Below are 10983 nucleotides of genomic sequence, written 5' to 3' on the forward strand. Positions count from 1 at the left end.
GAGGTGACCCTGGCCACTCGTCCACCAGACCGGGTGTTCCAGGTCACATCTCTGGACGAAATGTGAACAAAACCCGCCAAATCAGCGACATCTTCTTGAGTTTTTCCGGGTTCTGGCGAACATATGGCAACAAAGACCACCATGTCTCTGTACACCTCACCCCGAGTCTGGAGGTTGGAGCATGGCTGGTGGCCAGGACCTTCTTCCCTCCGAGCGGCCGCTGCGGCTGCTCGACGAGACCGGGCGGCGCGTGCCCGGCGCGACCCTGCCGTTCCCCGACACGGACCGCCTCCTCGACGCGTACGCCTCCCTGGTGATCGGACGCCGCGTCAACGACCAGGCCGGGGCCCTCGTCCGCCAGGGACGCCTGGCCGTCTACCCCTCCTCCCACGGTCAGGAGGCGTGCCAGACCGGCGCCGCCCTCGCCCTGGCCGACGGCGACTGGCTCTTCCCCACCTACCGCGACACCGCGGCGGTCATCGCGCGCGGCGTGGACCCGGTCGAGGTCCTCACCCTCCTCAAGGGCGACTGGCACGCGGGCTACGACCCCTACGCCCACCGGGTCGCCCCCCAGGCCACCCCGCTGGCCACCCAACTCCTGCACGCCGTCGGCGTCGCCCACGCGGCCCGCCTGCGCGGTGAGGACACCGTCGTCATGGCCCTGTGCGGCGACGGAGCCACCAGCGAGGGCGACTTCCACGAGGCGCTCAACTTCGCCGCGGTCTTCCGGGCCCCCGTCGTCTTCTTCGTGCAGAACAACGAGTACGCGATCTCCGTCCCCCTGGCGCGGCAGACCGCCGCCCCCTCCCTCGCCCACAAGGGCGTCGGCTACGGCGTGCCCGGCCGCCGCGTGGACGGCAACGACGCCGCCGCCGTCCTCTCCGTCCTCGACCGCGCGGTCGCCGCCGCCCGCTCCGGCGAGGGCCCCCAACTGGTCGAGGCGCACACCTACCGGATGCAGGCGCACACCAACGCCGACGACGACTCCCGCTACCGCAGCACCGAGGAGGTCGACCCGTGGGCGGCCCGCGACCCGCTGCTGCGCATGGAGGCGTTCCTGAAGCGCAAGCGGGTGCTCACCAAGGCCCGTCAGGCGCAGATCACCGAGCGCGCCGAGGCCGTGGCCGCGGCCATGCGCGAGGGCCTGGCCGAGGACACCGACCCCGAGCCCGCCGAACTGTTCGCCCACGTGTTCTCCTCCCCCACCCCCCAACTGGCCGAGCAGGCCGCGTTCCTGGCCGACGAACTGAGCAGAGAGGGCCACTGACATGGCGACGGACCCCACCAAGCTCACCATGGCCCAGGCGCTCAACCGGGCGCTGCGCGACGCCATGACCGAGGACGAGACCGTGTACGTCTTCGGTGAGGACGTCGGCCCGCTCGGCGGCGTCTTCCGGATCACCGACGGACTGACCGCCGAGTTCGGCGAGCACCGCTGCTTCGACACCCCCCTCGCCGAGTCCGGCATCGTGGGCATGGCCGTGGGCATGGCGATGAACGGGATGCGCCCGGTGGTCGAGATGCAGTTCGACGCCTTCGCCTACCCGGCCTTCGAACAGATCGCCAGCCACGTCGCCAAGACCCGCAACCGCACCCGGGGCCGGGTCGGGCTGCCGATGGTCATCCGGGTCCCCTACGCGGGCGGGATCGGCGGCGTCGAGCACCACTGCGACTCCTCCGAGTCCTACTACGCGCACACCCCCGGCCTGACCGTGGTCGCCCCGTCCACCGTCGCCGACGCCTACTTCCTCCTCCGCGAGGCCATCGCCTCCCCGGACCCGGTGGTCTTCCTCGAACCGAAGAAGCTGTACTGGGGCAAGGAGGAGGTCGACCTCACCGTGCCCGAACCGGGTATCGGCACCGCCGTCGTCCGCCGCCCCGGCACCGACGCCACCCTCATCGCCTACGGCCCCTCGGTGCCCACCGCGCTGGAGGCCGCCGAGGCCGCCGCGCAGGAGGGCCGCAGCCTCCAGGTGGTCGACGTGCGCTCGCTCGTCCCGTTCGACGACGCGACCGTGTGCGAGGCGGTGCGCTCCACCGGGCGGGCGGTCGTGGTCGCCGAGGCGAGCGGGTACGCCAGCGTCGCCTCGGAGATCACCGCCCGGGTGACCGAACGCTGCTTCCACTCGCTGGCCGCGCCGGTGCGCCGCGTCACCGGTTTCGACATCCCCTACCCGCCGCCGAAGCTGGAGCGCTTCCAACTGCCCAGCGTGGACCGCATCCTGGACGCCGTCGACGACCTCCAGTGGGAGGACCAGTGAGTATCCGGACCTTCGACCTTCCCGACCTGGGCGAGGGCCTCACCGAGGCCGAGGTGGTGCGCTGGCTGGTCGCCGTCGGCGACACCGTGGCCGTGGACGCGCCCGTGGCCGAGGTGGAGACCGCGAAGTCGATCGTGGAGGTTCCGTCGCCGTTCGCCGGGACGGTCAGTGCACTGCACGGCGAGGAGGGCGCCGTCCTCGCCGTGGGCGCCCCGCTGATCAGCGTGGACGACGGAGCGGCGGTCTCGGCCGCCGCCCCGTCGTCGGGGGCCGCCCCGGCGGGGGCGCCCGGGACCTCGCCGGAGGGTGAGCGCTACCGGGAGGAGGAGCGCGCCGGAACCGGTTCGGGCAACGTGCTCATCGGCTACGGGACCCCCGAGCACCGGGCGACCGGGCGCCGCCGCAGGCCGCGCGGCCGACCGCCCGTCCGCCCGGACTCCCCCACCGCGCCGTCCCCGGCCACGCCCCCGGAGTCCACCCGGCCGCCGCTGGTGACCTCACCGCTGGTCCGCCAGATGGCGCGCGAGGCGGGGCTGCGGATCTCCGAGGTCAGCGGCAGCGGGCCCGGCGGGCTGATCACCCGGGCCGACGTGCGCGCCGCGATCGAGGCCGCGAAGACCCCGGCCGAGCCGGTCCCGGTGATCCCGGTGGCTCCGACCGCTCCCGCCGCGACGGGAGCGACCGATCCGCGCACCGGCCTGACCGAGTCCCGGCGCGTCCCGATGAGCGGTTTCCGCAGGACCGTGGCCGAGTCCCTGTCCCGCAGCCGCCGGGAGATCCCCGAGGCCACCGTCTGGGTCGACGTCGACGCCACCGAACTGGTCCGTCTGCGTCAGTCCGACCCCGAGGGGCCCGGTCTGCTCTCCTACGTGGCGCGCTTCGTCGTCGCGGGACTGCGCGCCCACCCCGAGCTCAACGGCCTCGTCGACACCGAACGCGGCGAACTGGTCCAGTACGACGGCGTGAACCTGGGCCTGGCCGTCCAGACCGACCGCGGCCTGGTCGCGCCCGCCGTCCTGGGCGCGCACCGGATGACCACGGCCGAACTCGACCGGGAGATCCGACGGCTCACCGCCGCCGCCCGCGAGGGGAAGGCGTCCCCGGCGGAGATGACCGGTGGCACGTTCACCCTGAACAACTACGGTTCGCTGCGGGTGGACGGCAGCGCCGCGATCATCAACCACCCGCAGGTCGCCATCCTCGGGCTGGGCCGGATCATGGACCGGCCGTGGATCGTGGACGGTGAGCTGACCGCCCGCAAGATCACCCAGCTGTCCTTCGCCTTCGACCACCGCGTCTGCGACGGCGGCACGGCGGCGGGTTTCATGCGCGTGGTCGCCGACGCCATGGAGAACCCAGCCAAGGCCATCGCCCAGCTGTAGGGCGGGTACCGACCGAGCGCCCCGGGGAGTCGGCACCCCGGGGCGCTCCTGTGTCCGGTGGTGGAGACACGGCGACGAGGCGCCTTGTCGCCGTGTCGACTCGTCGTCAGGGCGAGAAACGGTCAGGACCGGTCCGCGCGACCCCGACCGCCACGACGGCCCCTCACCCCCGCGGCGGGTCGCCGTCGCGCACGGCCTCCAGATACTCGGAGATCGCGTCCCTGTTCCTGGACAGGCACGCGACGCACTGGCTCATCCGGTCGCGCCCATGCTCCGGCGATCGTCCCTCGCGTGGGAGTCTCCCCGGGACCGGCGCCGCACGCAGGCGCCCCGCCACCGGTGGAGACACGGTGACGGGGCGCCCCGTCGACATGGCGATCCGGCTACACGTCCACTCGTCTACGCGTCGCCCTTCGCGACCAGGGTGAGCACGTCGTAGGTGGCGACCGGCTCGTCGCGCTCGTTCGTGACCAGCGCGTCCCAGCGGACCTCGCCGTAGTCGGCGTTCGTGCGCGGGGTGATCTGCTTGGCGGTCAACTGGACCCGGATGGTCTCCCCCTCCTTGACCGGGGTGAGGAAGCGCAGGTTGTCCACGCCGAAGTTGGCCAGCACCGGGCCCGGGGCCGGGTCGACGAACAGCCCCGCCGCCAGCGAGACCACCAGGTACCCGTGGGCCACGATCCCGCCGAACAGCGGGTTGGCCGCGGCCGCCGCCTCGTCGGTGTGCGCGTAGAAGGTGTCCCCGGTGAACTCCGCGAAGTGGTCGATGTCCTCCCGCGTGACCGTGCGCGGGGCGGAGGAGATCGTGTCGCCGATCCGCAGCTCCGCGAGGTTCTTGCGGAACGGGTGCACCTCGCCGACCTCACGTCGGGAACCGGTGGTCCAGTGCCCGGTGATCGCGGTCGTCATGTCCGGCGAGGCCTGGATCGCGGTGCGCTGCATGTGGTGCTTGACGCCGCGCACACCGCCCATCTCCTCGCCGCCGCCCGCGCGGCCCGGGCCGCCGTGCACCAGCATCGGCAGCGGGGAGCCGTGTCCGGTGGACTCCTTGGCGTCGTCGCGGTCGAGCACGAGGATCCGTCCGTGCCAGGGGGCCAGGCCGAGCACGACCTCCCGCGCCACGTCGGGGTCGTGCGTGACGACCGAACCGACCAGGCTGCCGGTGCCGCGCGCGGCCAGCTCCACCGCCTCGGCCACCCCGTCGTAGGTGATCACGGTGCTGACGGGGCCGAACGCCTCCACCTCGTGCGGCTCGTCGGCGTCGGGACGGGCGCGCAGCAGGATCGGCGACATGAACGCGCCCGCCTCGGCGTCCGCGCCCACGACCGTCACCTCGTCCGGGTCGCCGTGGACGACGTCGGCGGAGGCGAGCAGCGCCCGGACCGCCTTGCGCACCTCGGCGCGCTGGTCGAGCGTGGCCAGCGGACCCATCCGCACGTCCTCGCGGTCGGCGGCGCCGACCACCACCGCGGACAGGCGGTCGGAGATGGCCTCTGTGACGGCGTCGGCCATCGGCTCGGGGACGATCACCCGGCGGATGGCGGTGCACTTCTGCCCCGCCTTGACCGTCATCTCCGTGACGACCTGCTTGACGAACAGGTCGAACTCGGGGTCCTCCACCCGGACGTCCGGGCCGAGGATCGAGCAGTTCAGCGAGTCGGCCTCGACGTTGAGCTGGACCCCGCCGCGTACGACGTTCGGGTGCTCGCGCAGCAGGGCGCCGGTCGCGGCGGAGCCGGTGAAGCCGACGATGTCCTGCGGGCCGAGGTTGTCGAGCAGCCCCCGGTGCGTGCCCACCAGGAGCTGGAGGGAGCCCTCCGGCAGGAGCCCGGACTCGACCATGCGCCGCACGACCGCCTCGGTCAGGTACGCCGTCTGGCCCGCCGGTTTGACGATGCTGGGCATCCCGGCGAGGAAGGCGGGCGCGAGCTTCTCCAGCATGCCCCAGACGGGGAAGTTGAAGGCGTTGATCTGTACGGCCACCCCCGGGCGGGAGGTGTACACGTGCTGACCGACGAAGGCGCCCTTCCGGCCCAGCTGTTCCAGGGGCCCGTCGAGGATGACCGTCGAGTTGGGCAGTTCGCGCCGCCCCTTGCTGGAGAAACTGAAGAGTGTGCCGAAGCCGCCGTCGACGTCGACCATCGTGTCGCGTTTCGTGGCCCCGGTGCGGTGGGACAGGGCGTAGAACTCGTCCTTGTGCCCGGTGAGGTACGCGGCGAGCTCCTTGAGGATGATCGCGCGCTGGTGGAAGGTGAGCGCGCGCAGCGCGGGGCCGCCCACGCGGCGCGCGTGGTCGATCATCGCGGCGACGTCGGGTCCGTCGGCCGAGATCCGGGCGACGGTCTCCCCCGTGTTCGCGTCGGCCAGCGGCGCGCCCTCGTCATCGGGGGTGAACCACGATCCCAGTGCGTAGCTCTCCAGTGTGTGGGACACCTGACGGTCCTCTCCTCGGGCTGTGCGTCTCTCGGCACAGTATTACAGACCGATCGTTCAGTAAATAGTCCCTGGTGAGATGGTGTCCGAACCCGATTCGCCCAGGGTTTTCGGACACCTCGGCCAGGGCGCCGAACCGGGAGTAAGGCGCCCAAACGACGTGTCATTTTGTCGACATATCGACTTTTCTCCCCCGGGTCCGCCCCGAGCGAGCGGCGATCACCTGGTCAGCGGCATGACGCGGGCGCCCGGCAGCTCCCCCACCAGGGACCCCGGCACCAGCAGTTTGGACCGGCGGAGCCCGCTCCCCACGACCACGTGCGGTGTGTCGGCCACGGCCTCGTCCACGAGCAGCGGCCACCCCTCCGGCAGACCGAACGGAGTGATGCCGCCGTACTCCATGCCGGTCGCCCCGGTGGCCTCGTCCATCGGGGCGAAGGAGATCTTGCGTGCGCCGAGGTGACGGCGGATCGTTCCGTTGACGTCGGCGCGTCGGGTCGCGAGCACCACGCACGCCGCGTACGTCACCGCGCCGCCGCGCCCGGCCGCCAACACCACACAGTTGGCGCTCGCCGCCAAGGGCACCCCGTAGCGCTCACAGAACGCGGCGGTGTCCGCCAGATCGGGGTCGATGGCGGCCACCCGGACCCGCTCGGCCGCATCCCGCGTCGCCGCACGCACCGGCGCGGCCAGCAGGTCCGGGTGGTCGTCGGGCGTCATCCAGTCGATTCGGCCGAGCACGGTCGCTCCTCGGGGCGGGGGTCAGGTTCGACGCCATGATCCCGCACCCCGGTCCGACGGGGTCAGCCGTGCCGGCGGGTGACGGCCAGCGCCAGTTCGGCCAACCCCTCGGCCCGGTAGCCGGGCCACCCGTGCACGGCGGACACGTACTCCTCGGGGATCGCCCCGGCGCCCCACCGAGCGCCCAGCAGCGCACCGGCGATCGCCGCCACGGTGTCGGTGTCGTCCCCGGCCCGGACCGCGGCGCGCAGCGCGGCCGTGAACCCGCCCGGTTCGCGCGTGATCGCCGACCACGCGGCCTGCAGGGCCCGGACGACGAACCCGTTGCCGCCGAACGCGTGCGGCGGCCGGGCCTCGGCCTCGTCCAGCCACCCCGACCACGCGGCGCGCCGGGCCTCCGGAAGCAGGTCGAGGCCCGCGCGGACGCCGTCCAGGTCGCCGCGGACCACCGCGCGACGCACCCCCTCACACCACAGGACGCAGGCATCACCCGCCAGCGGGTCGCCGTGGGTCAGGTCGCTGTACCGGCGCGCCGCCGCGGCCAGGCCCCGGGGATCGTCGAGGTAGGCCAGGGCGAGCGGCCCCGTGCGCATCAGGGAACCGTTCCCGGCGCTCCGGACGCCCGACGCGTGCAGCTCCGCCGCGCCCCGCGCCATCACCCGGGCGACGTCGTCGGACCCCCACGCGTGCTCGGCCGCGCCCAGGACCCGCTCGGTCTGGTTGCCGATGTCGGTGGCGCCCTCGGCCCGCCACCTCAGGAACGCCCGCGCGGTCGCGGCCAGCGCCTCCGGAGCGAGGGGGTCGTCGTGGTCGCGCAGGGTCTTGGCCACGCACACCGCCATCTGGGTGTCGTCGGAGTACTCGCCCGGCGCGTAGGGGCCGAGCCCGCCCCCGACCATCTCGGGGACGCGGTCGGCGGGCAGCGGCGGCCCGAACTCGTAGGGGACGCCCAGGGCGTCGCCGCAGGCGGCGCCCAGCAGGACGCCGACGGCACGGTCGTCGACGGTTCCGGGGAGGGGAAGGGACACGGCGGCCTCGCAGGGGGTGACAGGGGGTGTGCCGACCTGAGCCTAGTGCGTCGGCCGTGTCCACATCCGGCCTGGTGGGACACGATCGGTGGGGGTTCGTCCACATAGAATCCCACCGTGACCCCTTCCCCCGCCTCCCCCACCGGAGCCACGCTGCACGGACGCTACGTCCTCGGCGAGCCCCTGGACACCGACGCGACGGGCAGCACCCACCCAGCCCGTGACCTGGTCGAGGACCGGTCCGTGGCGGTCACCGTCCTACACCCGGGCCTGGCCGCCGACCCCGCCGCGGAACACGAGTTCCTGGGGCGGGCCCGGCTGCTCGCCTCGGTCACCCATCCCGGTCTCGCGCGGGTCCTCGACCAGGGACGCGACGGAGGACTCGTCTACGCCGTCACCGAGCACGTCGAGGGGGAGCCGGTCGCCGGGGGCGGGCAGAGCGCCCGCCACACTCCGCGCACCGCGCTGTCCGTCGCCGCCGACGTGCTCTCCGCGCTCCAGGCCCTGCACTCCGCCGGAACGGTCCACGGCGGCCTTCGCGCGGACTGCGTCCGTCTCGGCGGGGACGGCCGCGCGCGCGTCGCCCGCCTCCCGATGCTGCTCGGCGCCCCGGGAGCCGCCGCCCCGGAGACCCGCGCGGACGTGTACGCCGTCGGCGCGTTGCTGTACGCCCTGCTGGTCGGCGTGTCCGCGACGCGCGACGACCGCCCGCTGCGGCCGTCCTCGGCCGTTCCCGGGCTGCCGCCCGACGTGGACATGCTGGTCGCGGGCGCCACCGACCCCAACCCCCGCTACCGGCCCAGGGACGCGGGCCAGTACCTCGCCCTGGTCGAACGGGTGCTGCGGTCCCTTCCCGGAGGCGCGGCAGCCCCCGCCCCGGCGGCCGCCGTCCCCACCGGCCCGGACACCGCCGCCGTGACCGCCGTCCTCGACGCCGGGGCCCCGGGGGCGCAGGCCGCGCGCCCCGACACCCGGGAGTCGGATCCGGTCGTCGCGGAACCCGCCCGGGAGGACTCCCGACGCCGCCTCCCCGTCCTCCTCGGCGCGGGGGCGCTGGCGGCGCTGCTGGTCGGGGCCGTGGTCTGGGCACTCCTTCCGGACACCGGCGACGACCCGGGAACTGCGGGTTCCGCGCGGCCCTCCCCCGCCCGGTCAACGGCGTCCCCCTCGGAGGAGAGCGACCCGGATCCGTCCACGTCCGCAGACGACGCCGTGCTCACCCCCCACACCATCGGCCTGGACCGGGCGGAGGCCGTCGCGCTCCTGGAGAGTCTCGGCCTGGAGGCGCGGATCGTCGAGCGGCCCAGTGACGCGGCGCCCGCCGGAACCGTCGTCGACCAGGACGTCCCCTCGGGTGAACCCGCCCCCGAGGACGGTGTCGTGACGCTCACCGTGTCGAGCGGTCCCGCCGAGGACGAGTCCCCGGACGCCGGGGCCGATGCGGACGACACGGCGGGTACTGACCCCGACTCCGACCCCGGTCCCCTCCCCGGACCGGACGCCGGCACCGAGGACGGCCCCGGCCCCGACCGGGACAACCCCGGCCGCGGCAACGGGAACGGCAACGGACTCGGCAACGGCAACCCCTAGCCAGCCTCCGTCTCCTCCGGGCCACAGCCCTGGCGCACCACGACACCGGTTCCGCGGGAAATGTGTGCCACCGCCACATGTGAATCGGATCACCGCGGTTCTACCTTCGGGGTGGCACCCCATCCCCCCAGGTCGGGCGGGTACGTCGGGCAGGCGGGTGCCGACTGGAGGAGTCCCATGCGCAAGAGTCCCGTGATCGCCGCGACCGCCGTGCTGCTGGCCGCGACCGCCTGCGGCACCCCGGGCGAGACCGCCGGAGCCGGGGAGGACGGTCCCGTCCGCATCGGGATCGTCTACTCGTCCACCGGCCCCCTCGCCAGCTACGGAGAGCAGTACCGGCAGGGCTTCGAGGCCGGCCTCGACCACGCCACCAACGGCACGATGGAGATCGGCGGGCGCGCCGTGGAGGTCGAGTTCATGGACGACGCCGGGGACCCCGCCACGGGCGTCTCCGCCGCACGGGAGCTCATCGGCACCGGACACGACGTCATCGCCGGGTCCGTCTCCTCCGGCATCGCCGTCCAGATCGCCCCGCTCGCCGAACAGAACGACGTCCTCTTCGTCTCCGGGCCGGCCGCGACCGACGCCATCACCGGGATCAACGACCACACGTTCCGCTCGGGCCGCCAGACCTACCAGGACATCCTCACCGCGAGCACCTTCATCGACGACCCCGACGGCGCGAACGTGGTCGTGCTGGCCCAGCAGAACGCCTTCGGCCAGGCCAACGTCGCCACCGTCACCGAGGTCCTGGAGGCCGAGGGAGCCACCGTCGACAGCGTCCTCGCGCCACCGGACAGCACCGACCTGACCCCCTTCGCCGAGCAGGTCAACCAGGCCGAACCGGACCTGGTCTTCGTCGCCTGGGCGGGCGAGACCGCCTCCGCCATGTGGCAGGCCCTCGACCAGCAGGGCGTCCTCGACACCACCGAGGTCGTCACCGGGCTCGACATCAAGCCGTCCTACCCCGTCTTCGGCGAGGCGGGCGACCGCATCTCCTTCCTCGCCTACTACTTCGACGGGGCCGCGGAGACCGAGGTCGCCGAGATCATGCGCGGCACCGTCGAGGCGGCGGGCGGCGAGGTCGACCTGTTCACCCCGGACGGCTTCACCGCGGCGCAGATGGTCGTGCACGCCGTCTCCTCCGGCGACGACACCCAGGAGCGGATCGACGCCCTGGAGGGGTGGACCTTCGACGGAGTCAAGGGCGAGCTCCACGTGCGCGCCGACGACCACGCCCTCATCCAGCCCATGTACCAGGTCCGGATGGTCGGCGAGGGCGAGGACGCGCGCCCCGAGCTCATCGCGGAGATCCCCGCCGCCGACGTCGAGCCCGCGATGGCGGGATAGGCGGTGTTCGTTCGGGGCCTGCTTCGCCTCGGCCCGCCCGTCGCCCTCCACCACCCTCAACGGACGCCTGCGGCGCGGTTCCCCCCGCTTCGTCGCCCTCCACCGCCCTCAACGGACGCCTGCGGCGCGGTTCCCCCCGCTTCGTCGCCCTCCACCGCCCTCAACGGACGCCCGCGGCGCAGCCCCATCCACAAGCCC

8 protein-coding genes are annotated in these 10983 nt (G+C 73.6%); 5 read left to right on the forward strand and 3 right to left on the reverse strand.

Features of this window, described 5'->3' with window-relative positions:
- The first annotated feature begins 181 nt into the window (after nt 1-181).
- The 3 genes from pdhA to DVR05_RS20990 are packed head-to-tail and all read left to right on the forward strand — an operon-like array spanning nt 182 to nt 3643.
- Nucleotides 182-1267, forward strand: coding sequence for a pyruvate dehydrogenase (acetyl-transferring) E1 component subunit alpha (gene pdhA, locus DVR05_RS20980; RefSeq protein WP_116247602.1), 1086 nt, complete (start codon nt 182-184; stop codon nt 1265-1267).
- Nucleotide 1268: 1 nt separating this feature from the next.
- On the forward strand, nt 1269-2261 hold the full coding sequence (locus tag DVR05_RS20985; protein WP_116247603.1) for an alpha-ketoacid dehydrogenase subunit beta: 993 nt from the start codon (nt 1269-1271) through the stop codon (nt 2259-2261).
- The gene (locus DVR05_RS20990; RefSeq protein WP_116247604.1) at nt 2258-3643 is read left to right on the forward strand and encodes a dihydrolipoamide acetyltransferase family protein; all 1386 of its coding nucleotides are present in this window, start codon (nt 2258-2260) and stop codon (nt 3641-3643) included. Before DVR05_RS20985 ends, DVR05_RS20990 begins: the two co-directional genes overlap by 4 nt.
- A 399-nt stretch (nt 3644-4042) precedes the next feature.
- Here DVR05_RS20990 and paaZ read toward each other — a convergent pair whose 3' ends face one another.
- The 3 genes from paaZ to DVR05_RS21010 all read right to left on the reverse strand — a co-directional run bounded on the left by paaZ (nt 4043) and on the right by DVR05_RS21010 (nt 7845).
- Entirely contained in the window at nt 4043-6076 is a 2034-nt protein-coding gene (paaZ, locus tag DVR05_RS21000) for a phenylacetic acid degradation bifunctional protein PaaZ (protein ID WP_116247605.1), read from the reverse strand.
- 219 nt (nt 6077-6295) lie between these two features.
- The gene (locus DVR05_RS21005; protein WP_116247606.1) at nt 6296-6817 is read right to left on the reverse strand and encodes a YbaK/EbsC family protein; all 522 of its coding nucleotides are present in this window, start codon (nt 6815-6817) and stop codon (nt 6296-6298) included.
- Between the two features lie 62 nt (nt 6818-6879).
- A complete protein-coding gene (locus DVR05_RS21010) occupies nt 6880-7845 on the reverse strand; it encodes an ADP-ribosylglycohydrolase family protein (RefSeq protein ID WP_116247607.1) in 966 nt (321 codons plus the stop codon).
- 117 nt (nt 7846-7962) lie between these two features.
- Here DVR05_RS21010 and DVR05_RS21015 point away from each other — a divergent pair, with 117 nt between their 5' ends.
- Together DVR05_RS21015 and DVR05_RS21020 are read left to right on the forward strand one after the other, a co-directional pair.
- Nucleotides 7963-9435, forward strand: coding sequence for a PASTA domain-containing protein (locus tag DVR05_RS21015; protein WP_116247608.1), 1473 nt, complete (start codon nt 7963-7965; stop codon nt 9433-9435).
- 177 nt (nt 9436-9612) lie between these two features.
- Nucleotides 9613-10785 (forward strand): substrate-binding domain-containing protein, encoded by a 1173-nt coding sequence (locus DVR05_RS21020; protein WP_116247609.1) that lies wholly within the window; start codon nt 9613-9615, stop codon nt 10783-10785.
- Nucleotides 10786-10983: the final 198 nt, after the last annotated feature.

It is taken from the genome of Nocardiopsis sp. FIRDI 009 (assembly GCF_003386285.1).
GTDB lineage: Bacteria > Actinomycetota > Actinomycetes > Streptosporangiales > Streptosporangiaceae > Nocardiopsis.

Coding starts and splice junctions, on each gene's coding strand:
- pdhA (WP_116247602.1), top strand. CDS start 182: ATGGCTGGTGGCCAGGACCTTCTTCCCTCCGAGCGGCCGCTGCGGCTG.
- DVR05_RS20985 (WP_116247603.1), top strand. CDS start 1,269: ATGGCGACGGACCCCACCAAGCTCACCATGGCCCAGGCGCTCAACCGG.
- DVR05_RS21020 (WP_116247609.1), top strand. CDS start 9,613: ATGCGCAAGAGTCCCGTGATCGCCGCGACCGCCGTGCTGCTGGCCGCG.